Raw genomic sequence first — 22,846 nt, forward strand, 5'->3', positions numbered from 1 at the left:
ACGCTCCCTCCTCTCTTTTGCCTTTCTCTTGTGCGTTCCCCTTATCCCTGCGACCAGTTGAGGATCGAAGTGGCCCGTCACCGGATGTCGAAGAAACACCGCACCATGGCCATGGCCGCCGGTGGTGCCCTGCTCCTCGTGGGCGGCGCCCTGACCGCCCAGGCGGCCTCCTCCTCCGGGAGCGGCGCCGCGGCCGCCATGCCTGCCAGGCCCGTTTCGCTGTCCAAGCCCGCCACCTTCACCGGCCGCGCCTTCGACACCTGCACCGCGCCCACGCTCGCGCAGATGAAGGCGTGGAAGACGGCCTCCCCGTACGGGGGCGCCGCCGTGTACATCGGCGGGAAGAACCGCGGCTGCGCCCAGCCCCAGCTCACCGCTTCCTGGGTGAAGTCGGTCAGCGCGGTCGGCTGGAAGCTGATCCCCCTGTACGTGGGCGCCCAGCCGCCCTGCAAGTCCGGGAGCAACCCGGAGAAGATGACCGCCGCCACCGCCGCCTCCCTGGGGGCGACGGACGGCGCGGACGCCGGCGCCAAGGCGTCGGGGCTCGGGATGCGCCCGGGCAGCCCGGTCTACCTCGACATGGAGGGGTTCGACATCGCGAACACCTCCTGCAAGAACACCGTGCTGACCTACACGCGCGCGTGGAACAAGGCCCTGCACGCCAAGGGCTACCGCACCGGCTTCTACGGCTTCGCCTCCTCCAGCGCGGCCGCCGTCGCCGCCGTCTCGCCGGGCACCGACATGCCGGACGCGCTCTGGTACGCGGCGTACGACGACACGGCGTCGACCACCACGGGCTACCCCTTCGGGACCAAGTGGTCGGGCCACCGCAGGGGCCACCAGTACGCCATCAACAAGAAGGAGACGTACGGCGGCGTGACCCTCACGGTCGACCGGAACGCCTGGGACGCCCCGGTCGCCGTCGTGGCGAAGTAACCACCGGGTACCACGCGGCGGGTCAGGGGTGCTTCGGCGCCCCGGCCCGCCGTTTGCGTACCGTCAGCAGCGCCCCTGTCCCGATCAGCCCCGCCAGCGCGGCCGCCCCCGCCGCCGACCCCGCCTTCAGGCCCGGCGGGCGGAAGTCGCAGGAGACCGTGGACGGGGAAGCGCTCCCCGTCAACCGCACCGCCACCAGGCCCAGATACGCGTCCGCGGGCTTGGCCCCGCCGCCGTTCACCGCGCACCTCCAGCCCGCGATCCTCGGCATCGCGAACACCGCCGTGCCGCTCGCCCCGGCGGGCAGAACGGCCCGTACGCCGCTGTCCGTGACCTTCACGTCCGTCGCCCCGGTGGTACGCAGGTGGTCGACCGCCGCCGTCAGCGCACCCCGGTCCAGACAGCCCAGCCGCGCCTTCTTGTACGCGGGGCGCAGCGTCACCCCGGACGAGGGGCCCGTCGAGACGCCCAGCGGGGCCAGGGCCGCCCGCCGCTTCGGGGCGCCGCCCCGGAACTCGACCCACTTGCCCGAGCCGAGCCGCGCCCAGCCCGTGTACTCGGGCGCCCACAGGAACGCCTCCTGCCCGGCCGCACACCCCTCGGCGAGCGTGCGCGGCAGCGTGTACACCCGCGCCCCGAGCAGCGACTCCTGGTTCCGGAACGGCGACTTCCCGTACGTCGGGGTCCCGTCGCCGCCCCGCACCGTCACCAGCGGCGGCACCGGGGCGCGGGTGACCGTCGGCGCCTTCCCCTTGTCCGCGCGCACCCGCGCCCCGACCGCGAACACCGCGTCCGTCACCGGGTTGTCCAGGCTCTGCACGGACCGGCCCCGCGAGGTCCAGCCGCCGCCGAGCGCGGTCATCGTCCTGGTGAGCACGTCCGGAGTGAGACTGCTGTAGTACGAGGCGCCCTCGCCGCCGAGCAGCAGCGGGTCGTTGCCGGTGATCTGGCGCCTGCCCGGGTCGGTGCGGTACGCGGGCCAGCCGTCGGCCCCCGCCACCGCCGCCTCGCGCGCGTCGTGCGCCGAGCCCCACGCCGGGTAGCTGTCGAGCCGGTGCAGCCGCTCCCGGTCGCCGTAGGCCACCGTCACCGCCGCCTGCGCGGTCTGCGCCCCGGCCAGGAGCAGTACGGCGGTCAGCGCCACGGCCCGGCGGCCCCGGGCCCGCCCGGCGACGAGCAGCGCGCCGAGCGCGGCCGCGAGCCCGCCGAAGAACAAGGGGTACGACCAGGGCGAGACCAGCTCGCTGAAGGCGGCCCCGCCGGCGATCACCGCGAGCACCCCGCCGCCGCCGAGCAGCGCCCGCCGGTCCGGCAGCCCGTCCGCCACGCAGATCCAGGCGGCGATCACCAGGATCCCGCTCAGGACGAACGTCTGGCGGTACGGGCTGCCGTTCGGGGTCTGGAAGGCGTGCCAGGCCAGATGCGTCGGCTTCCACTGGAAGGAGAGCGCCACCAGCAGCGCGAGCCCTGTCCACGCGTACCGTTCGCGGCCCGGCACCGCCCGGTTGAACGCCAGCGCCCCCGCGAGCAGCAGCGCGCCGGTGCCCAGGAACAGCGCCGGGCTGGAGAAGCTGTACGTCGCCGGGAGCCAGCGGGCCAGGAAGTCGCTCCACGGGACCGGCTGGAACTCCTTGCTCCAGCCCGGATACGCGTGCTTGGTGCCCAGGAACACGGTGAAGAGGATGGGCGCCGAAAGCCCGATGCCGAGCGCCGACGTCCAGGCCGCGCGGGCCAGCGCCCACACCCGGGCCCGTACCTCCGTCTCCTCCAGGAACAGCCGCAGCAGCAGGACCAGGCCCGCCCCGATCGTGGCCATGTAGGCGGTGTAGAAATTCGCCGTCCAGGCAAGAGCCACCACGACCGGGCCGACCAGCGCGTGCCTGCGGGCCCGGGCCCACTCGCCGACCAGGCAGAGCATCGGGAACGCGATCAGCCCGTCCAGCCACATCGTGTTGTACGTGGCCTCGATCACCGACCAGCCGCACAGCGCGTACGCCGCCCCAAGGACACCGGCCGCCCAGCGCCGCCCGGGGGAGGGGCGCAGGGTGAGCAGCAGGACGGTCATGGCGACCGCCGCCGCGGCCATCTTCAGGACCGTGATCACGTACACCGCGAGGTCGATCTCCTCGCGCGGGAAGACCCCGACCAGCAGGGCGAACGGGCTGCCCAGATACGTACCGATGTCGGGCAGGAACGAAGTCCCGTACCCGGACTGCCAGTTGACCAGGGCGCCGCCGTGGGCGCGGCCGTGCAGCAGGTCCCACAGATGGGCGTGGAACGGGACGAACTGGTTGCCCAGGTCGTTGACGCCGCGGGTGTGCCGCCCGAAGGGGAAGGTCCGGGCGACGGCGTCGGCGGCGCACACCGCGACCACCGTGATCAGCGCGGCCAGGGCGGACGCCCGCGCGACGGGGCGGCCGGTCCCGGCGGCCACGGCCGGGGCGGCGGGGGGAAGCTGGACGGCTTCGAGAGTCGGCATGGGGATCCTCTGCTGTTCGCTGCCGTCGAATATGCCGGACCGCTGCACGTAAATCAGCGGCCCGGGGGTTCAGTTCACGCAATCGACGCCCGGTCGTCATTCGGTGAATCCGCCCCGGACGTCTGGCCCGGCTGTTCTTCGTTGACTGCCACAGCCGTACTCCGTATCGACGGGGGAGAACCGTGCTCATCTCGATTGTCGTGCCCTGCTTCAACGAAGAGGAGATCATCGGTCGCTTCCATGATCAGGTGACCAAGGAAATCTCCCGGCTCGACGCGGAATTCGAACTCCTCTATGTCGACGACGGCAGCAAGGACCGCACGTTCCCGCTGCTCCAGGAGATCGCCGCCCGCGATCCGCGCGCCCGTTACGTCTCCTTCAGCCGCAACTTCGGCAAGGAGGCGGCGATGCTCGCCGGGCTGCGGCACGCCGCCGGGGACGCCGTGGTGATCATGGACGCCGACCTCCAGCACCCGCCGGAGCTGATCGGCCGCATGATGGACCTGCACGCCCAGGGCCACGACCAGGTGATCGCCCAGCGCACCCGCAAGGGCGACCGCGTCACGCGCACGCTCACCGCGCGCCTGTACTACCGCCTGATCAACCGCCTGGTCGATGTGGAACTGGTCGACGGCGTGGGAGACTTCCGCATGCTCTCGCGCAGGACGGTCGACGCGGTACTCGAACTCACCGAGTACAACCGCTTCTCCAAGGGGCTCTTCGCCTGGGTCGGATTCCGCACCACCACGTTCAGTTACGAGAATGCGGTACGGGAACAGGGACGTTCCGCGTGGACGTTCGGAAAACTGCTCAACTACGGCCTGGACGGGATGATCTCGTTCAACAACAAGCCGCTGCGGGCCGCCGTCTATCTGGGCATGCTGCTGCTCGGGATCGCCACGGCGTATTCCGCGTGGATCGTCGGTGTCGCGATGGTGAACGGCGTGGACACCCCCGGATATGTCACCCTGCTCGTGGTGGTCACCGCGCTGGCCGGAGTGCAGATGGTGATGCTGGGCGTGGTCGGTGAATACGTCGGCCGCATCTATTACGAGGTCAAGCGCCGTCCGCACTTCCTGGTGCAGGCGACGAACGTTTCCGGCCAGGAAGGCGGCGGCGTGCCGCGCCAGCAGGAGCGGCAGAGCGGCACGGACCGGGAGTTCGCCCGCCGATGAAGTCCGGAACCGCCGCCCAGATAGTCCGGTTCGCCCTGGTGGGCGTGGTGAACACGGGCACGTACTACGGCCTCTACCTGCTCTTCCTGCCCTGGGTGCCGTACGTCGTCGCCCACATCACGGCCTTCCTGCTGGCCATGGTGGGCTCCTTCTTCCTCACCTCGTACTTCACCTACCGCACCCGGCCCACCTGGCGGAAGTTCCTGCTCTTCCCGCTCACCAACGCGGCCAACTTCGTGATCACCACGACCGGGATGTACGTCCTGGTGGACCTGCTCGGCCTCAGCAGCACCTGGGCTCCGCTGATCGCCGCCGCGGCGGCCATTCCGGTCACCTTCGTCCTCTCCCGGACGATCATGCTGCGCCCCGAGACTCCCGCCACGACCGAATCGTTGGGCGAATCAGTGGCCCGCGCCACGCCAACTGCCTAACATCGATCACCGCAAGGTCATCAGGTCGCTGCACTGTCGCACGATCCGCCGGGAGGCTCCTTTGCACCGCCGCCGTCGCACCGCACTCGCCCTCTCCGTCGCGCTCCTCGGCGCGGGCCCACTCCTGACCGCCTGCGGCAGCGAGGCCCACCCGGGCGCCGCGGCCGTCGTCGGGGGTGACCGGATCCCGGTCTCCGCGCTCCAGGCCCAGGTCAAGGACGTCCGTACGGCGCAGCAGGCCTCGCCGCAGGCCGCCCAGCTGATCAAGAACACCGGCCAGCTCAGCCGAGCCAAGCTGCACGGCCTGATCTTCGACCGGGTGCTCGACCGGGCCGCCGCCGACGCCGGGGTGAGCGTCACCCGCAAGCAGCTCCAGGACGCCCGGGCCGCGATGGCCCAGCAGGCCGGCGGCGAGAAGGCGTTCGCGGACATGCTCCTCCAGCAGCGCGGCGTCGCCCCCGACCAGATCGACGACGCGGTGCGCGAGCAGGTCCAGCTGACCGCGCTGGCCGCCGCGACCGGCGCCGACCTGTCCACCCCGCAGGGCCAGGCCGCCGTCACCAAGACGCTCACCGAGGCGTCGAAGAAGCTCAAGATCGACGTCAATCCGCGGTACGGGACGTGGGACGACAAGGCGATCCAGCTCGCCGACACCAAGACGCCGTGGATCGCCCAGGTCACCAAGAACGGACCCCAGGAGGAGGCCCCGGTCACCGGGTGACCGGTCGGGTAGGTTCGAGAGGTGACTCTCGAAGAACCCGGCCGCGTCGTCCTGCTCACCGCCAGCCACCGGGTGGCGCCCGGACTGCTGTCCTGGCCCGCGTGGCAGACGCTGCGCGCCGCCGACCGGGTGCTCTGCGCCGACCCCGGGCACCCGCAGCTGCCGTATCTGCGCGAGGCGGGCGTCGAGGTCGAGCTCGCGGAGCCCGAGGCGCGGGAGCTGGTCGAGGCGTGCGCCGGGGGCCGTACGGTGGTCGTCCTCCCCTCCGGCGAGGGCGACCGGCGGCTCACCGACGGCCTCGCCCGGCTCGCGGGCTCGGGCAGGGTCGCCATGCCCGACCTGGAGCTGCTGCCGGGCTCGTACGACCTGCCGGGAGCCCGGCTGCTCGACCTCGTCCAGGTCATGGACCGGATCCGGCGCGCGTGCCCGTGGTCGTCCCAGCAGACCCACAAGGGCCTGGCGAAGTACGCCCTTGAGGAGGCGTACGAGCTGGTCGAGGCGGTGGAGGAGGGCGACCGCGACGAACTGCGCGAGGAGCTCGGCGACGTGCTCCTCCAGGTGGTCTTCCACGCCCGGATCGCCGAAGAGGACCCGGAAGAGCCGTTCTCGGTGGACGACGTCGCCGGGACGATCGTCGAGAAGCTGATCCACCGCCACCCGCACGTCTTCGGCGACGAGCGCGCCGAGACGCCGGAGGAGGTCAAGGAGCACTGGCTGCGGCAGAAGGCGGCCGAGAAGCAGCGCGACTCGGTGACCGAGGGCATCCCGCTCGGCCAGCCCGCCCTGGCCCTGGCGGCCAAGCTCGCCTCCCGCGCCCGTATCGCCTCCCTGGACGTCCCCCTGCCGTCCGGCGAGGGCATCGGCTACCGCCTGCTCGCCCTCGCGGCCGCGGCGGAGGCCGACGGCACGGACCCGGAGGCGGCGCTGCGCGCGGCGGCCCGCGCGTACCGGGACGCGATCCGCACGGCGGAAGGGGCCTGACGGCGGTGAGCCCCTCGACCCCGCCCGGCCAGGACCCCGCGCCCGGGAACCCGTCCACCCCCGAGATGTTCACCTGGGAGTTCGCCACCGACCCGTACCCCGTCTACGGGTGGCTGCGGGAGCATTCGCCCGTGCACTGGACCAAGTTGCCCAGCGGGGTCGAGGCTTGGCTCGTGACGCGGTACGCGGACGCCAAGCAGGCGCTCGCCGACCAGCGGCTCTCCAAGAACCCCGCGCACCACGACGAGCCCGCGCACGCCAAGGGCAAGACCGGCATTCCGGGCGAGCGCAAGGCCGATCTGATGACGCATCTGCTCAACATCGACCCGCCGGACCACACCCGGCTGCGGCGGCTGGTGTCGAAGGCGTTCACTCCCCGTACGGTCGCCGAATTCGCGCCCCGGGTACAGGAGTTGACCGACGAGCTCATCGACCGGTTCGCGGCGGAGGGGACGGCCGACCTCATCCACGAGTTCGCCTTCCCGCTGCCCATCTACGCCATCTGCGACCTGCTCGGCGTGCCGCGCGAGGACCAGGACGACTTCCGCGACTGGGCCGGGATGATGATCCGGCACGGCGGCGGCCCGCGCGGCGGCGTGGCCCGCTCGGTCAAGAAGATGCGCGGGTACCTGCTCGAACTCATCCACCGGAAGAGGGAGAACCCCGGCGACGACCTCATCTCGGGCCTCATCCGCGCCAGCGACCACGGCGAGCACCTCACCGAGAACGAGGCCGCCGCGATGGCCTTCATCCTCCTGTTCGCCGGTTTCGAGACGACCGTGAACCTCATCGGCAACGGCGTGTACGCGCTGCTGCGCAACCCGGACCAGCGCGAGCGGCTCCAGGCCTCGCTCGCGGCCGGGGAGTTGGACCTGCTGGACACCGGCGTCGAGGAACTGCTGCGCTACGACGGGCCCGTGGAGCTCGCGACCTGGCGGTTCGCCACCCGGCCGCTGACGATCGGGGGTCAGGACATCGCCGCCGGCGACCCGGTGCTCGTCGTCCTCGCCTCCGCCGACCGCGACCCCGAGCGGTTCCGCGACCCCGACGCGCTCGACCTCGGCCGCCGTGACAACCAGCACCTCGGCTACGGCCACGGCATCCATTACTGCCTGGGCGCACCGCTCGCCCGCCTGGAGGCGAAGACCGCGCTGGCCACCCTGTTGCGCCGCCTTCCTGACCTGCGGCTCGGGGCGGATCCTGCCGATTTGCGCTGGCGCGGCGGGCTCATCATGCGCGGACTGCGCACGCTTCCGGTCGAGTTCACACCCCACCAGAACTGACGATCCGTCATAACTGTGACTTTGGCGTTATCGCGGGTGCATCGACTTGTGACAAGCGTTCGAGTACGGCTACGTTCACCCCTCGACTCGGGAACCGGGCTCAACGTCCGGCTCGTCAGTCACAGACGTAGTCACACGGAAGGCCACAGCATGCGCTCCGGGAACGGACGGCACCGCCGACCCCGCCAGGCTCCCGCACTCGTCGTCGCGGCGGGGGTGACCGGCTCGGCCCTCGCCCTTCCGCTCTTCGCGGCGAGCGGTGCGAACGCCGCCTCCGCGACCACGTGGGACCGCGTCGCGGAGTGCGAGAGCGGCGGCGCGTGGAGCGCCGACTTCGGCAACGGCCTGTACGGCGGGCTCCAGCTCTCGCAGGAGACCTGGCAGGCCTACGGCGGTACGGCGTACGCCGAGCGGCCCGACCTGGCCAGCCGCGCGCAGCAGATAGCCGTCGGCGAGAAGGTGCTCGCGGCGAAGGGCCCCAAGGCCTTCACAAGCTGCTCGGCGGTCTCCGGGCTCACCTCGGGCGCCGGTGCGCCGTCCGTCGACCCGGGCGCCACGCCCTCGCCGTACGTCCCCTCGGAGGAGGGGGCGGCGACCCCGGACGCCGCGACTCCGTCCGCGCCCGCCAAGACGGCTCCGGCGCCCGCGAAGCCGTCCGGCTCGGCCTCCACCGCTCCCAAGCCGTCCACGACGCCGTCCGCGCCGTCCACGGGCGCGAGCGGCAAGCCCGGGTCCACGACGCCCTCCAGCCCGGCCACCGGCTCCCCGGACGCCGCCTCCGGCGGCAAGCACCGCGGCACGCCCGACCCGGCCGAGAGCGGCACCCCCGCGACCACCGAGCCGGGCAATACGGACAACTCCCATGAATCGGGGCGGCACGCCTCGCGAGGTGACGCCGACTCACGTGAGGCGGGTGACGCGCTCACCGAGGGCGGCGACTACACCGTCCGCCCCGGCGACAACCTGTGGGACATCTCGCGCTCGCACAAGGTCGAGGGCGGCTGGTCCGCGCTCTACAAGGCGAACGAGAAGACGATCGGCACCGATCCGAACCTCATCCTGCCCGGCCAGAGCCTTGATCTGGACCCGACAAAGAACCCGACAAAGACGGACAACCCGGCCCCGGCCAAGGGGTAGTTCAGGGGCCTATGTCCACTTCTGCGTAAGTGAGACATGGGTCTCTTTCCGTCAACTGGCGCGTCCCGTCGGTCCGGTACGGGCGATAAGCCCCCGACCTGCGGAAACGGGTGTTGTGGAAGGGGCGTCGGGGGCGATTTCTCCCCGATGTGCCCCTTTGAACATCAGGGGTTGGTGTGTTTACGGTCGGAGCGCTCGTCACCACGGGCCCCTTCGACCGGGAACGCCGAATCCTGCCGCCGGTCGCGGGGAACAGTCGACGCTCGATGCGCCGTAGGCAGGAGCGGGGGACCCAAGGTAAGCGCCGGGCCCGGCCGTTGAGGGACGTACGCCAATGCGGCGAGACGTACGAGACGGCTTGCGGGACCGGCTTGGGGTGAAGACGCGCCTTTCGGGGCGCGGCCGGGCCACTCACTCGCCCGAACCCGACAGCTCACCTCGCAGGCGTCGGTGAGGAGAACTCCATGCTGCTTTCCGGCAAGGGCAAGCACCGTCGCCCGTCCAAGGCCGTCCGCGTCGCCACGCTCGCCGGTGTCACCGGTGCGGCCGTCGCCGCCCCGCTGATGGCCGCGGGCTCCGCCTCCGCCGCCTCGGTCTCCACCTGGGACGCGGTCGCCCAGTGCGAGTCCGGCGGCAACTGGTCCATCAACACCGGCAACGGCTACTACGGCGGCCTGCAGTTCTCGCAGTCCTCCTGGGCCGCGGCGGGCGGCACGCAGTACGCCTCCCGTGCCGACCTGGCCACCAAGGGCCAGCAGATCGCCACCGCCGAGAAGCTGCTCGCGATGCAGGGGCCGGGTGCCTGGTCCTGCGCCGGTGCGGGCAACCTGACGGCCGGTGGCGCGTCCCCGAACGTGGACACGTCCGGCTCCTCCACGACCCCGAAGAAGGCCGCGCCCAAGGCCGCCCCCAAGGCCGCCCCGGCCCCGAAGCGCGAGTCCGCGCCGGCCTCGCGCGGCGAGTCCCGCCCGGCCCCGGTCAAGACCGGCACCGGCGAGTACAAGGTGAAGGCCGGCGACACGCTCGGCTCCATCGCGGCGGCGCACGGCGTGAAGGGCGGCTGGCAGAAGCTGTTCGAGCTGAACAAGGACGTGGTGAAGGACGCGAACCTGATCTACGTGGACCAGCAGCTCCACCTGAGCTAGGCGCGACCTTTTTCGGCCCGGTTTTCGTCTGCGGACCGTGGCTGGCTGAGCGCGCAGTTCCCCGCGCCCCTTATGCATCAGGGGCGCGGGGAACTGCGCGACCAGCCCCCACCGGGCCGCAGGTGATCCACTCAGCTGAAAGCTGAACCCGTCCCGTCCCGCCCCCGGCACGGGGGATTGTTTTGTTCGGGAACATTTTGCCCCCCGTTTCGTCCCACGAGCCGGTCGGTCGGCTGGCCGATGCCCCGGAGGCGGTTAGGCTCAGGGGTGCCGGACCACGCGGCCCGGCGTATTCGCGTCACATCCCAGAAGGAGATGCTCGTGCCGTCCATCGACGTCGTCGTAGCCCGGGAAATCCTGGACTCCCGAGGCAACCCCACGGTCGAGGTCGAGGTCGGCCTCGACGACGGCAGCACCGGCCGTGCCGCCGTCCCCTCGGGTGCCTCCACCGGTGCCTTCGAGGCCATTGAGCTCCGCGACGGCGACCCCAGCCGTTACCAGGGCAAGGGCGTCGAGAAGGCCGTCCTCGCCGTGATCGAGCAGATCGGCCCGGAGCTCGTCGGCTACGACGCCACCGAGCAGCGCCTGATCGACCAGGCGATGTTCGACCTGGACGCCACGGACAACAAGGGCTCGCTCGGCGCCAACGCCATCCTCGGCGTCTCGCTCGCCGTCGCCCACGCCGCCTCCGAGGCCAGCGACCTGCCGCTGTTCCGCTACCTGGGCGGCCCGAACGCGCACCTGCTGCCCGTTCCGATGATGAACATCCTCAACGGTGGGTCGCACGCCGACTCCAACGTCGACATCCAGGAGTTCATGATCGCCCCGATCGGCGCGGAGTCCTTCTCCGAGGCGCTGCGCTGGGGTGCCGAGGTCTACCACACCCTCAAGGCCGTCCTGAAGCGCAAGGGCCTGTCCACCGGCCTGGGCGACGAGGGCGGCTTCGCCCCGAACCTGGAGTCCAACCGCGCCGCCCTCGACCTCATCCTTGAGGCCATCAAGGAGGCCGGCTACGCCCCGGGCAAGGACATCGCGCTCGCGCTCGACGTCGCCGCGTCCGAGTTCTACAAGGACGGCAAGTACGAGTTCGAGGGCCAGTCCCGCTCGGCCGCCGAGATGACCGAGTACTACGAGGAGCTCGTCTCCGCGTACCCGCTGGTCTCCATCGAGGACCCGCTGTACGAGGACGACTGGGCCGGCTGGAAGGTCATCACCGACAAGCTGGGCAGCAAGGTCCAGATCGTCGGCGACGACCTCTTCGTCACCAACCCGGAGCGCCTGGCCCGCGGCATCGAGGAGGGCTCCGCCAACGCCCTGCTCGTCAAGGTCAACCAGATCGGTTCGCTGACCGAGACCCTGGACGCCGTCGAGATGGCCCAGCGCAACGGCTTCAAGTGCATGATGTCCCACCGCTCCGGCGAGACCGAGGACGTCACCATCGCCGACCTCGCCGTCGCGGTGAACTGCGGCCAGATCAAGACCGGCGCCCCGGCCCGCTCGGACCGCGTCGCCAAGTACAACCAGCTGCTGCGCATCGAGGAGATCCTCGACGACGCGGCGGTGTACGCGGGCCGCAGCGCGTTCCCGCGCTTCAAGGGCTGATCCCAGGCCAGCTGACCAGCTGAGCAGTCCTGACATGGGCAGACCGCCCTGTCGTACATACGTCCCCGGCCCCGGTCCCGTACCGTGTCCGGGGACGTTGTACGTACGTGAGGGGAGCGGGGCGAATGGCCAAGGGCAACCGGGACCGGTTCTCCACCGCCGCCCGGCTCAAGGTGCTCGGCGAGCAGACCGCGGCCCGGGTCTACCGCTCCCAGACCAAGCGCCAGGCCCGCCGCTCCCGGCTCACCGGGCGGGCCGCCCTGCTCGCCCTGGTGATGTGCTCGCTGGTGGTGGCCCTCGCGTACCCGATGCGCCAGTACGTGTCGCAGCGCGGCGACATCGCCGAGCAGCGCCGCAAGGAGCACGACGCGGCTACGCAGGTCGAGCGGCTGCGCGACGAGAAGGCGCGGCTCCAGGACGACGCGTACGTCAAGCGGCTGGCCCGTGAGCACCTGCACATGCAGTTTCCGGGCGAGACCGGCTACACCGTGACCGACCCGTCGGCCGGCAAGGGCCACCGCGACGGCAAGGCCGCCACCGGCCGCCCCTGGCACCAGAACCTCTGGGACGGCGTGGACAAGACCGACCGCCCCGGCAACTGACGACGTCACCGCCAGAGACAGATCCAGACAGACAGAGACTGAGACAGACACCGCGATGGAAACGCCCCCGCCCCAGACGCCCCGCACCGAGCCGACCGCCGCGGACATCGCCGCCTTCCAGGAGCAGCTGGGCCGTCCGCCGCGCGGACTGCGCGCGATCGCGCACCGCTGCCCGTGCGGCAACCCGGACGTGGTCGAGACGGCCCCCCGGCTGCCCGACGGCACGCCGTTCCCGACGACGTACTACCTGAGCTGCCCGCGGGCGGCGTCGGCGATCGGCACGCTGGAGGCCAACGGGGTCATGAAGGAGATGACGGAGCGTCTGGCGACGGACCCCGAGCTGGCCGCGGCCTACCGCGCCGCGCACGAGGACTACATCGCCCGCCGCGACGCCATCGAGGTCCTGGAGGGCTTCCCGAGCGCGGGCGGCATGCCGGACCGCGTGAAGTGCCTGCACGTGCTGGTCGGCCACTCGCTGGCGGCAGGCCCCGGGGTGAACCCGCTGGGCGACGAGGCGATCGCGATGCTGCCCGAGTGGTGGGCGAAGGGCCCCTGCGTCACCCCTTGCGTAGAGGGGGAGGACGCCAAGTGACCCGGGTCGCCGCCATCGACTGCGGTACGAACTCGATCCGCCTCCTGGTCGCCGACTGCGACCCCGAGACGGGCGAACTGGTCGACCTGGACCGCCGGATGACGATCGTGCGCCTGGGTCAGGGCGTGGACCGCACGGGGCGCCTCGCCCCCGAGGCCCTGGAGCGCACCTTCGCGGCCTGCCGCGAGTACGCGGCGGTCATCAAGGAGTTCGGCGCCGAGCGCCTGCGCTTCGTCGCCACCTCCGCCTCCCGCGACGCCGAGAACCGCGACGAGTTCGTCCGGGGCGTCCTGGACATCCTGGGCGTCGAGCCCGAGGTGATCACCGGCGACCAGGAGGCCGAGTTCTCCTTCACCGGCGCCACCAAGGAGCTGCACTCCGACGGCGACTACCTGGTGGTCGACATCGGCGGCGGCTCCACGGAGTTCGTGGTCGGCTCCCGGCACGTGCGCGCGGCCCGCTCCGTGGACGTCGGCTGCGTCCGGATGACCGAGCGCCACCACCCCGGCGACCCGGCCACGCCCGAGCAGATCGCGGCGATAAGGGCGGACGTCGAGGCCGCCCTCGACCTCGCCGAGCGGACGGTGCCGCTGCGCGAACCCCGCACGCTGGTGGGCCTGGCCGGTTCGGTGACCACGGTCGCCGCGATCGCGCTCGACCTGGCCGCGTACGACTCGGCGGCGATCCACCACTCCCGTATCTCCTACGAGCAGGTCCGCGCGGTCACCGAGCGCCTGCTCGCCTCGACCCACGAGGACCGCACGGCGATCCCGGTCCTGCACCCCGGCCGCATCGACGTGATCGCGGCGGGCGCGCTGGTCCTGCTGTCCGTCATGGAGCGCACGGGCGCCCACGAGGTCGTGGTCAGCGAGCACGACATCCTCGACGGAATCGCCTGGTCGATCGCGTGAAAGGGGTCCCGGAGGGCCTTCGAGGGGCCCTCCGGATCACCCTCCGCAAGAAAGTTCGTGAAGTTCTTCACAAGGAAAACCCGCCGGTTGGCCTCGATTCGGGGCCGTGGGCCTCTCTTCTGCAGGTTCAGGGGCTCAACCGCGCGCGATCCAAGGGGCGGGCGGTGTGTTACGGGTGTGTGTCGCAGCCCGGTGGTCTAGCCCGCGGAACCGTGTGAGGGCCAGTTCAGGAGGGGTGAACAACGTTCTCCCCTCTACCTTGGTTCCCTCCGAACACCATGACCTGGGTCACGTGGGCCGCGAAGTGTAGCAGAGGCCCCGTCGGACCTTGTGAAGGGGCGCACGAGCGGGGGTACGGAGGGGGGTGGATACTCGATGGCATGAGCACCACGGAGCGTCCCCGAATCCTCGTCGTAGGCGGTGGGTACGTAGGCCTGTACGCGGCACGGCGCATTCTCAAGAAGATGCGCTACGCCGAGGCGACCGTCACGGTCGTCGACCCGCGGTCGTACATGACGTACCAGCCCTTCCTCCCCGAAGCCGCCGCAGGCAGCATCTCCCCGCGCCACGTCGTCGTCCCGCTGCGACGCGTCGTGCGCGGAGCCGAGGTGCTCACCGGCCGTGTCACCAGCATCGACCAGGACCGCAAGGTCGCCACGGTCGCGCCGCTCGTCGGCGAGGCCTACGAGCTGCCCTTCGACTACCTGGTCGTCGCCCTCGGCGCGGTCTCCCGCACCTTCCCGATACCCGGCCTCGCCGAGCAGGGCATCGGCATGAAGGGCGTCGAGGAGGCCATCGGGCTGCGCAACCACGTCCTGGAGCAGCTGGACAAGGCCGACTCCACGACCGACGAGGACGTCCGCCGCAAGGCGCTGACCTTCGTCTTCGTGGGTGGCGGCTTCGCCGGCGCCGAGACGATCGGCGAGGTCGAGGACATGGCCCGCGACGCGGCCAAGTACTACACCAACGTGAAGCGCGAGGACATGCGCTTCATCCTGGTCGACGCCGCAGACAAGATCCTCCCCGAGGTCGGGCCGCAGCTCGGCAAGTGGGGCAAGGAGCACCTTGAGGGCCGCGGTGTCGAGATCTACCTCTCGACCTCCATGGACTCCTGCGTCGACGGCCACGTCGTGCTGAAGAACGGCCTTGAGGTCGACTCCAACACCATCGTGTGGACCGCGGGCGTCAAGCCCAACCCGGCGCTGGCCCGCTTCGGCCTGCCGCTCGGCCCGCGCGGCCACGTCGACACCGCCCCGACCCTCCAGGTCCAGGGCACCGACTACATCTGGGCCGCGGGCGACAACGCCCAGGTCCCGGACCTCGCCGCCCGCAAGGCCGGCGTGGAGAACGCCTGGTGCCCGCCGAACGCCCAGCACGCGCTGCGCCAGGCCAAGGTCCTCGGCGACAACGTGGTCTCCGGCATGCGGGGCTTCCCGCAGAAGGAGTACGCGCACGCGAACAAGGGCGCGGTGGCGGGCCTCGGCCTCCACAAGGGCGTCGCGATGATCGTCATGGGCAAGATGAAGATCAAGCTCAAGGGCCGTCTCGCCTGGTACATGCACCGTGGCTACCACGGTCTGGCCGTGCCCACCTGGAACCGCAAGATCCGCGTCTTCGCCGACTGGACCCTCGCGATGTTCCTGAAGCGCGAGGTCGTCTCGCTCGGCGCCATGGAGTCGCCGCGCGAGGAGTTCTACGAGGCCGCCAAGCCCGCTCCGGCCCCGGCCGCGAAGGACAAGGTCGAGGAGAAGGCCAAGGCCTCCTGACCTCGGTCGCCCTTTAGTACGTCCCGAAGGGGCCGTCCGCCATCCGTGGTGCGGACGGCCCCTTCGGCGTCCGCGCCCCGTCGACGCCGTCACCTTCGCGCCGCCGATGTACGCCCGTGGCGCTGTAGCGGGAAGGCCGGTGCCCGGGGCAATGTTGTCCGGGGTGCTGGGCATGTGGGGGTCGACTTCACGGAGGTGTGCGCCATGGCCGACGCCGCGACGCGGCTGACCGCTCTCGCCGGCGAGCTCCTGGGCGAGGCCCTTCCGGTCCGCATCCGCGCCTGGGACGGCAGCGAGGCCGGCCCGCCGGGCGCCCCGGTGGTCGTGCTGCGCCACCGCCGCGCCCTGCGCCGACTGCTGTGGAAGCCGGGCGAACTGGGCCTGGCGCGCGCCTGGGTGGCCGGCGAGCTCGACATCGAGGGCGACCTCTATCTGGCCCTGGACCTGATGGCCGGGCTGATCTGGGAGCGCGGCGGCGACCCCAAGGACGCGGTCCATCCCGTACGCGACCCGAGGCTGCGGGCCGCCGCCCGGGAGCTGCTGCGGCTCGCGGGCCCCCTGCCGCCGCCCGCCCCGCCCGCCGAGGAGCTGCGCCGCCGCACCGGCCGGCTGCACACCAGACGCCGCGACCAGCGGGCCGTCAGCCACCACTACGACGTGGGCAACGCCTTCTACGAGCTGGTGCTCGGCCCCTCGATGGTCTACTCGTGCGCCTACTGGGAGCGCCCCGACGCCACCCTGGAGGAGGCCCAGCGCGACAAGCTGGAGCTGATCTGCCGCAAGCTGGGCCTGAAGGCGGGCGACCGGCTGCTCGACGTCGGCTGCGGCTGGGGCTCGATGGCCCTGCACGCGGCCCGCCACCATGGCGCGCACGTCGTCGGCATCACGCTCAGCGCCGAACAGGCCGCCTACGCCCGCAAGCGCATCGCCGAGGAGGGCCTGGCCGACCGGATCGAGATCCGGGTGCAGGACTACCGGGACGTACGGGACGGTCCGTACGACGCCATCTCCTCGATCGGGATGGCCGAGCACGTCGGCTCCGTGCGCTACCGGGAGTACGCGGACGACCTGTACGCCCTGCTGAAGGACGGCGGCCGGCTGCTCAACCACCAGATCGCCCGGCGCCCCGAGGGGGACGAGGCGGCGTACCACGTGGACGAGTTCATCGACGCGTACGTCTTCCCCGACGGGGAGCTGGCCCCGCTGGGGCGGACCCTGTCGACCCTGGAGGACGCCGGTTTCGAGGCGCGCGACGTGGAGGTCATCCGCGAGCACTACGCCCTGACACTGCGTCAGTGGGTACGCAATCTGGAGGCGGGCTGGGACCGGGCGGCGCACCTGACCAGCCCCGGCCGGGCCCGCGTCTGGCGCCTCTACATGGCCGCCTCCGCCCTGTCCTTCGAGCGCAACCGAATCGGGGTCAACCAGATCCTGGCGGTGAGGACACCGGAGGGCGGGGGGTCGGGGATGCCGCTGCGGGGACGGACGTGGGGGAGCGCCCCGTAGGGGCCGCTCTTTTAGGGGCGCGGGGCTGTATCGATTTGCGGCTCCGCCGCGCGGGCGCGACCAGCCCAAGGCGACCCGCAGACGGAATGATACGTTCGGCAGCCGGGCGGCGACCCTGCCGTCCGAATTGTCATGCATATGCCACATATGGAGTACGCGTGCACCGCCACCGCAGAACCTGGCTGCTGGGTATGGCAGTCGCCCTGATGTCCGTCGTCGCCGCACCTACCGCCGCCTCGGCGGACACGGTCACCGCCACCACCGGCGCGATCTTCAACGACCCCTCCGGCCCCACCGCCGATCAGGACAAGATCCGCGACTACGTCGTCTCGCTGGTGAACGACGCCCCCGCGGGCAGCACCGTCCAGATGTCGATGTACACCTTCACCGACGACGTCCTGCGCACCGCGCTGATCGCCGCGAAGGACCGCGGCGTCGCCGTGAAGCTCGTCGTCGACTACAAGTCGCACAACTTCAAGCCCGACGGCAGTGAGCTGACCAAGGGCGGCGAGTACGAGAACCTGGCCGCCGCGCTCGGCACCGACCGCACCAAGGCGTCCTGGATCCTGTCCTGCCCGCAGGGCCGCGCCTGCATCGCCAACCGCAAGCTCAACTCCGGCGACGACGGCTCGATCAACCACAACAAGTTCTTCCTCTTCTCCCACACGGGAGGCGCGGACAACGTCGTCGTGCAGACCTCGGCCAACATGTCGGGCACCCAGCGCACCGACCTCTTCAACAACGCCGTCACCCTGGTCGACGCCGGTCTCTACGCCAACTACCAGGCGTACTTCAACGACCAGGTGGCGAACGGCTCCTCGGGCTCCAGCGACAACAACTACTACTCGACGCCGATCAGTTCGACCAACCCGAACTACAAGACGTACTTCTTCCCCCGCAAGGAGACGTCCGGCACCACCTATTCGACGGACCCGGCCACCGACACGGTCAAGCTGATCCTCGACAAGGTCACCTGCTCCGCCACCCAGCACTCCGAGGTGCGGATGGCGGCCAACCTCTTCTACCGCGACCAGATCGCCACCAAGCTCGCCTCGATGGTGGACGCGGGCTGCAAGGTCTACCTGGCCGCCGACGCCAACCCGCAGGGCGGCGGCAAGGACCCCGACGTCCCGTCGATGGGCAAGACCGTCGAGTCGATCCTGTACGGGCAGCTCACCGCGCGCGTCGAGTGCTGGGAGACCCCGCCCGCCGGGCACACCACCAACATCGGCATCCACTCCAAGTACCTGCTGGTGAACGGTACGTACGAAGGCGTGGCCAACGAGAAGATCGTCTGGACCGGCAGCCACAACTACTCGTGGCAGGCGCTGCGCTCCAACGACGAGACGATCCTGAAGATCAACGACGACGCGGTCTACGACCAGTTCAAGGCCAACCACGACACGCTGATGTCGTACTGCGCCGGCAGCTGACGCGTACACGTACAAGAAGGGCCGGACCCCCACCAGGGGATCCGGCCCTTCTCGTACGTCCGAAGGCGCGGACTACTCCGTCTTGATCGCCGTCAGCATGTTCAGCCGCGCGGCGCTGCGGGCCGGCCACATCGCGGCCAGCACGCCCACCAGGCCCGCGAGCGCGAGGAACAGCGCGATCCGGTCCCACGGGATCACCAGCGCGTACGCCGGGATCGAGCCCTTGATGGTCTCGCCGATCGCCCAGGCCAGGAAGGTGCCGAGGCCGGTGCCGATCACCGCGCCGAAGACCGAGATGACGACGGCCTCCAGGCGGATCATGCGCTTGACCCGGGAGCGGTCCAGACCGATCGCCCGCAGCATCCCGATCTCCTGCTGGCGCTCGAAGACCGACATGGCCAGCGTGTTGATGACACCGAGGACCGCGATCAGCAGCGCCATCGCGAGCAGCCCGTACATGATGTTGAGCAGCGTGTTGATCATGCCGCCGAAGGTGTCGCGGATGTCCTGCTGGTCCATGAAGCTGATCGCCGGGTTGTCGCCGAGCGCGTTGACCAGCGCCTGCTCATTGGCCTTGGTGGCCCCGCCGGACATCTTCACGAAGACCGACTCGATGTGCGGCCGGGTCTCGTGCGGGTCGAGGACCGAGGTCGCCGCGAGCATCGGCGCCAGGAACTCCTGCTTCTTGAAGACCGCGCCGACCGTGAGGGACGCCTTCTTCTTGTCGTCGAACTCGACCGGCAGCCGCGAGCCCGGCTTCCAGCCGTGCTTCTTCGCCGTCTCGTCGTCGACCGCGAGCTGCCCCTGGCCGAGGGTGGCGAGCGAGCCGGAGACCGTCTCGACGTTCAGCACCTTCTCGACGTCGCCCGGCGTGACACCGGCGACCGAGCGGAAGTCGCCGTCGACCTTCAGGTACGAGGCCTGCTTGGGCGAGGCCGCGGTGACGCCCGGGGCCTTGCGCAGCTCCGGCACGACCGACTTGTCGAGCCGGTCCCCGCTGGCCATCGCGACCATGTAGTCGGCCTTGATGTTGTCCGTGGTCGTCTTGTCGACCGCCTTGCCGACCGTGATGCCGAGCACCGAGAGGGCGGTGACCAGGGTCAGGCCGATGGCGAGCGCGGAGGCGGTGGCGCCGGTGCGGCGCGGGTTGCGGACCGCGTTCTGGCTGGCCAGCTTGCCGGAGACACCGAACGCCCGGGTCAGCAGCGGGCGCATCACGCCGATGACCGGCCGCGAAAGGAGCGGGATCAGGACGATGATGCCGACCAGGGCGAGGAAGGCGCCGAGGCCGATCATGGTCTTGCCGTCCCGCCCGGCGCCCGCGCCGGCCAGGATCGCGGCGAAGCCGCCCAGGGCGATGATCGCGCCGATGGTGTTCCGCACGACCAGCGACTTGGTGGTCGCGGCGGCGTGCACGCTGTTCATCGCGGCGACCGGCGGGATCTTCGCGGCGCGCCAGGCGGGCAGCAGGGCGGCGATCAGGGTGACGATCACACCGACGGCGAGCGCGGCGATGACCGGGGTGGACGAGACGATCAGCGAACCGGCCGGCAGCTTCACGCCGAACGAGTCCATCGCGGAGCGCAGCCCCACCGCGAGCCCGAGGCCGAGCCCGAAGCCGACCGCCGAGGCGACCGTGCCGACGACCAGCGCCTCGGTGAGCACCGAGCGCCGCACCTGGGAGCGGGAGGCGCCGACGGCCCGCATCAGGGCCAGTTCCTTGGTGCGCTGGGCGACCAGCATGGTGAAGGTGTTGGAGATCAGGAAGATGCCGACGAAGAGCGCGATGGCGGCGAAGGCGAGCAGCGTCTGGCTGAGCGCGCTCAGCCCCTTCTCGATGTCGTCCGCCTCCTGCGCGGCGAGCGCCTGGCCGGTGCGGGCCGTGGCGTGCTCGGGCAGCAGCGGCAGGACCTGGTCGAGGAGCTTCTGGGCGTCGGTGCCGGGCTTCGCGGAGACGTTGACCTTCTGGAAGAACCCGGTCTTGAGGTAGAGCTGCTGGGCGACCTTGGTGTCGAACAGGACGAGGCTGCCGCCCGCGTTGACCGAGCCGTCCTCGGTGGTGAACACACCGGCGAGGGTGTACGTCTTCACCGGCCCGTTGGTGGCGACGCGGATCCGGTCGCCGACCTTGTACCCGCCCTTGTCGGCGGTGTCCTCGTCGAGCGCGATCTGCCCGTCCCGGACCGGCCCGGCGCCCTGGGTGAAGGTGTAGGCCGGGTCCTTGCCGTCCTTGCCGGGGGAGAAGTTCCCGCCCTTGTTGGCCCAGCCCTGGCCGATCAGCTTGCCGTTCTTGTCGGCCACCCCGGCGAACCCGTCGACGCGCCCGTTGACCGAGGTGACCCCGTCCAGGGCCTCGATCTTGCGCAGGGTCTGCTTCCCGATGCCCGGGTCCTGCTTGTCGTCGTCCCGGCTGCCGTACGACTCGGCGGCCACGGCCACGTTGTCGTAGCTCTTGGCCGACTGGTTCTTGAAGGCGCTCTTGAGGGTGTCGGTGAAGACGAGGGTGCCGGAGACGAAGGCCACGCCGAGCATCACGGCGAGCACGGTCATCAGCAGCCTGGCCTTGTGCGCGAGCACGTTGCGCAGGGCGGTCTTGAACATGGGGCTTTCTCAGTCCTGGAGGGGTTCGGCCGGGAAGGGGTCGGCGGGGTGGCTGGGGCCGGTGGGCCGGGGCTGGGCCCGTGGGCCCGCGGATCAGCTCGTACGCCCCTTGGCGTCGAACTCCTTCATGCGGTCGAGCACGCCGTCGGCGGTCGGGTGGAGCATCTCGTCGACGACGCGGCCGTCGGCCAGGAAGATCACGCGGTCCGCGTAGGACGCGGCGACCGGGTCGTGGGTGACCATGACCACGGTCTGGCCGAGCTCGCGCACCGAGTTGCGCAGGAAGCCCAGGACCTCGGCGCCCGAGCGCGAGTCCAGGTTTCCGGTCGGCTCGTCACCGAAGATGATCTCGGGCTGGGAGGCCAGGGCGCGGGCCACGGCCACGCGCTGCTGCTGGCCGCCGGAGAGCTGGGTGGGCCGGTGCGAGAGGCGACCGGAGAGCCCCACCATGTCGATGACCTGATCCAGCCACTGCTTGTTCGGCTTGCGGCCGGCGATGTCCATCGGCAGCGTGATGTTCTCGGCCGCGGTCAGCGTCGGCAGCAGGTTGAACGCCTGGAAGATGAAGCCGATCTTGTCCCGGCGCAACTGGGTGAGCTGCTTGTCCTTGAGCGAGCCGAGCTCGGTCTCGCCGATGCGGACCGACCCGGAGCTGAACGAGTCGAGCCCGGCCACGCAGTGCATCAGCGTGGACTTGCCGGAGCCCGACGGGCCCATGATCGCGGTGAACTCGCCCTGGCGGAAGTCGACCGTCACCCGGTCGAGCGCGACCACCTGGGTCTCGCCCGCGCCGTAGACCTTCGACAGCTCGGTGGCGCGGGCGGCCACCGCGGTGGCGCGGTGTGCGGTGGGGATGGTGGTCAACGGAGGACTCCTGTCGGAAGCCGGAACTGGGGACTCCTCCATCCTCGATGCCGCCGACCCCCCGGATCGTCAGTCCCTGTGCCCGTTCCCCGGCCCTCTTGAGTCTTATACGAGCGCCGCTCGCCTCCTCCTCCGGTATGACACGACCCCCGAGGCGCCCCTGGCCGCCCCTGGCTGTCCCGGGCCGCGCGGGCGGTCCGGGAGCGGGAGTCGAATTCGCGTCATTCCGCTACGCACAGTCCGGCTGACCGGTATGCCTGCCAACCGCCTCCGGCATGTGCCGCAGCCGTTTCGGTCCGGGCTGACGCACCCTCAAGCGCCAATAAAATAAGACAACATCAGCCGCCGTTCCGCCGTGTGAGGGAGCCGTCCCGGATAGGCTCTTCGGGCGAACGTAGGAACCGCGCGACCAGCCCGGATGGTGGAAAGCAGACACGGCGAGCTTAAACCTCGCTGGCCCTAGGGCCGTGCCGGTTCAAGTCCGGCTCCGGGCACTCTCGCTCCCTCGGGGGAGGGGCGGAAGAACCGATAATTCGGTGCGCAAAACGACTGCGGAACGGCCTCGGAGCGACCTCGGAACGGCTGGGGAACGACCGGCACGGCCGGATTACCGGCGAATGAGTGACGCGTGGGTAAACAGTTCCGGGCGCTTCCCGGGCCCTCCCGCCCCGCGTCCCCGCT

18 protein-coding genes, 1 tRNA gene and 1 riboswitch are annotated in these 22,846 nt (G+C 70.8%); of the genes, 16 read left to right on the forward strand and 3 right to left on the reverse strand.

Annotated features, from left to right (window positions below; translation table 11 throughout):
- Positions 1–84 precede the first annotated feature (84 nt).
- Positions 85–936 (forward strand): glycoside hydrolase domain-containing protein, encoded by an 852-nt coding sequence (locus tag QIY60_RS16580; RefSeq protein ID WP_283143150.1) that lies wholly within the window; start codon positions 85–87, stop codon positions 934–936.
- A gap of 22 nt (positions 937–958) precedes the next feature.
- Here the strand turns inward: QIY60_RS16580 and QIY60_RS16585 are convergent, their stop codons facing one another.
- Positions 959–3,415, reverse strand: coding sequence for a YfhO family protein (locus tag QIY60_RS16585; RefSeq protein ID WP_283143151.1), 2,457 nt, complete (start codon positions 3,413–3,415; stop codon positions 959–961).
- A gap of 182 nt (positions 3,416–3,597) precedes the next feature.
- Here QIY60_RS16585 and QIY60_RS16590 point away from each other — a divergent pair, with 182 nt between their 5' ends.
- The 14 genes from QIY60_RS16590 (at position 3,598) to QIY60_RS16655 (ending at position 18,700) form a co-directional block, all read left to right on the forward strand.
- Positions 3,598–4,590 carry a glycosyltransferase family 2 protein gene (locus QIY60_RS16590; protein ID WP_283143152.1) on the forward strand — a complete coding sequence of 331 codons (993 nt, stop codon included), beginning with the start codon at positions 3,598–3,600 and terminating at the stop codon, positions 4,588–4,590.
- Positions 4,587–5,021 carry a GtrA family protein gene (locus tag QIY60_RS16595; RefSeq protein WP_283143153.1) on the forward strand — a complete coding sequence of 145 codons (435 nt, stop codon included), beginning with the start codon at positions 4,587–4,589 and terminating at the stop codon, positions 5,019–5,021. Before QIY60_RS16590 ends, QIY60_RS16595 begins: the two co-directional genes overlap by 4 nt.
- A gap of 61 nt (positions 5,022–5,082) precedes the next feature.
- On the forward strand, positions 5,083–5,742 hold the full coding sequence (locus tag QIY60_RS16600) for a SurA N-terminal domain-containing protein (protein WP_283143154.1): 660 nt from the start codon (positions 5,083–5,085) through the stop codon (positions 5,740–5,742).
- Between the two features lie 21 nt (positions 5,743–5,763).
- Positions 5,764–6,723 (forward strand): nucleoside triphosphate pyrophosphohydrolase, encoded by a 960-nt coding sequence (locus tag QIY60_RS16605; protein WP_283143155.1) that lies wholly within the window; start codon positions 5,764–5,766, stop codon positions 6,721–6,723.
- 65 nt (positions 6,724–6,788) lie between these two features.
- Positions 6,789–8,006, forward strand: coding sequence for a cytochrome P450 (locus QIY60_RS16610; RefSeq protein WP_283145967.1), 1,218 nt, complete (start codon positions 6,789–6,791; stop codon positions 8,004–8,006).
- 150 nt (positions 8,007–8,156) lie between these two features.
- Positions 8,157–9,143 (forward strand): transglycosylase family protein, encoded by a 987-nt coding sequence (locus QIY60_RS16615; RefSeq protein WP_283143156.1) that lies wholly within the window; start codon positions 8,157–8,159, stop codon positions 9,141–9,143.
- A 259-nt stretch (positions 9,144–9,402) separates the two neighbouring features.
- Positions 9,403–9,605: riboswitch (cyclic di-AMP (ydaO/yuaA leader) on the forward strand.
- 2 nt (positions 9,606–9,607) lie between these two features.
- On the forward strand, positions 9,608–10,288 hold the full coding sequence (locus QIY60_RS16620) for a transglycosylase family protein (RefSeq protein ID WP_283143157.1): 681 nt from the start codon (positions 9,608–9,610) through the stop codon (positions 10,286–10,288).
- 315 nt (positions 10,289–10,603) lie between these two features.
- Positions 10,604–11,890 (forward strand): phosphopyruvate hydratase, encoded by a 1,287-nt coding sequence (gene eno, locus QIY60_RS16625; RefSeq protein ID WP_190088318.1) that lies wholly within the window; start codon positions 10,604–10,606, stop codon positions 11,888–11,890.
- A gap of 125 nt (positions 11,891–12,015) precedes the next feature.
- Positions 12,016–12,492, forward strand: a complete 477-nt coding sequence (locus QIY60_RS16630) for a septum formation initiator family protein (protein ID WP_283143158.1) — start codon at positions 12,016–12,018, stop codon at positions 12,490–12,492.
- Between the two features lie 55 nt (positions 12,493–12,547).
- Positions 12,548–13,084, forward strand: a complete 537-nt coding sequence (locus tag QIY60_RS16635) for a DUF501 domain-containing protein (protein ID WP_283143159.1) — start codon at positions 12,548–12,550, stop codon at positions 13,082–13,084.
- The gene (locus QIY60_RS16640) at positions 13,081–13,995 is read left to right on the forward strand and encodes a Ppx/GppA phosphatase family protein (protein ID WP_283143160.1); all 915 of its coding nucleotides are present in this window, start codon (positions 13,081–13,083) and stop codon (positions 13,993–13,995) included. The genes QIY60_RS16635 and QIY60_RS16640 overlap by 4 nt, the downstream gene beginning before the upstream one ends.
- A gap of 380 nt (positions 13,996–14,375) precedes the next feature.
- Positions 14,376–15,761 (forward strand): NAD(P)/FAD-dependent oxidoreductase, encoded by a 1,386-nt coding sequence (locus tag QIY60_RS16645; RefSeq protein ID WP_101388644.1) that lies wholly within the window; start codon positions 14,376–14,378, stop codon positions 15,759–15,761.
- A 204-nt stretch (positions 15,762–15,965) separates the two neighbouring features.
- Positions 15,966–17,267, forward strand: a complete 1,302-nt coding sequence (locus tag QIY60_RS16650; RefSeq protein WP_283143161.1) for a cyclopropane-fatty-acyl-phospholipid synthase family protein — start codon at positions 15,966–15,968, stop codon at positions 17,265–17,267.
- A 191-nt stretch (positions 17,268–17,458) separates the two neighbouring features.
- Positions 17,459–18,700 carry a phospholipase D-like domain-containing protein gene (locus QIY60_RS16655; RefSeq protein ID WP_283143162.1) on the forward strand — a complete coding sequence of 414 codons (1,242 nt, stop codon included), beginning with the start codon at positions 17,459–17,461 and terminating at the stop codon, positions 18,698–18,700.
- 72 nt (positions 18,701–18,772) lie between these two features.
- Here the strand turns inward: QIY60_RS16655 and QIY60_RS16660 are convergent, their stop codons facing one another.
- Together QIY60_RS16660 and QIY60_RS16665 are read right to left on the reverse strand one after the other, a co-directional pair.
- Positions 18,773–21,301 (reverse strand): ABC transporter permease, encoded by a 2,529-nt coding sequence (locus QIY60_RS16660; RefSeq protein WP_283143163.1) that lies wholly within the window; start codon positions 21,299–21,301, stop codon positions 18,773–18,775.
- A 93-nt stretch (positions 21,302–21,394) separates the two neighbouring features.
- Complete coding sequence (locus QIY60_RS16665) at positions 21,395–22,165, reverse strand: ABC transporter ATP-binding protein (RefSeq protein WP_283143164.1); 771 nt, start codon at positions 22,163–22,165, stop codon at positions 21,395–21,397.
- Positions 22,166–22,577: 412 nt separating this feature from the next.
- On the opposite strand from QIY60_RS16665, the gene QIY60_RS16670 reads away from it, so the two are divergent.
- Positions 22,578–22,659, forward strand: a tRNA-Leu gene (locus QIY60_RS16670).
- The last annotated feature ends 187 nt before the right edge of the window (positions 22,660–22,846 follow it).

Origin of the sequence: Streptomyces sp. BPTC-684 (genome assembly GCF_030028635.1) — a bacterium.
In the GTDB taxonomy this organism is placed as follows: domain Bacteria; phylum Actinomycetota; class Actinomycetes; order Streptomycetales; family Streptomycetaceae; genus Streptomyces; species Streptomyces noboritoensis.

Coding starts and splice junctions, on each gene's coding strand:
- QIY60_RS16580 (WP_283143150.1), top strand. CDS start 85: ATGTCGAAGAAACACCGCACCATGGCCATGGCCGCCGGTGGTGCCCTG.
- QIY60_RS16585 (WP_283143151.1), bottom strand. CDS start 3,415: ATGCCGACTCTCGAAGCCGTCCAGCTTCCCCCCGCCGCCCCGGCCGTG.
- QIY60_RS16595 (WP_283143153.1), top strand. CDS start 4,587: ATGAAGTCCGGAACCGCCGCCCAGATAGTCCGGTTCGCCCTGGTGGGC.
- QIY60_RS16610 (WP_283145967.1), top strand. CDS start 6,789: ATGTTCACCTGGGAGTTCGCCACCGACCCGTACCCCGTCTACGGGTGG.
- QIY60_RS16615 (WP_283143156.1), top strand. CDS start 8,157: ATGCGCTCCGGGAACGGACGGCACCGCCGACCCCGCCAGGCTCCCGCA.
- QIY60_RS16620 (WP_283143157.1), top strand. CDS start 9,608: ATGCTGCTTTCCGGCAAGGGCAAGCACCGTCGCCCGTCCAAGGCCGTC.
- eno (WP_190088318.1), top strand. CDS start 10,604: ATGCTCGTGCCGTCCATCGACGTCGTCGTAGCCCGGGAAATCCTGGAC.
- QIY60_RS16630 (WP_283143158.1), top strand. CDS start 12,016: ATGGCCAAGGGCAACCGGGACCGGTTCTCCACCGCCGCCCGGCTCAAG.
- QIY60_RS16635 (WP_283143159.1), top strand. CDS start 12,548: ATGGAAACGCCCCCGCCCCAGACGCCCCGCACCGAGCCGACCGCCGCG.
- QIY60_RS16645 (WP_101388644.1), top strand. CDS start 14,376: ATGAGCACCACGGAGCGTCCCCGAATCCTCGTCGTAGGCGGTGGGTAC.
- QIY60_RS16650 (WP_283143161.1), top strand. CDS start 15,966: ATGGCCGACGCCGCGACGCGGCTGACCGCTCTCGCCGGCGAGCTCCTG.
- QIY60_RS16655 (WP_283143162.1), top strand. CDS start 17,459: ATGGCAGTCGCCCTGATGTCCGTCGTCGCCGCACCTACCGCCGCCTCG.
- QIY60_RS16660 (WP_283143163.1), bottom strand. CDS start 21,301: ATGTTCAAGACCGCCCTGCGCAACGTGCTCGCGCACAAGGCCAGGCTG.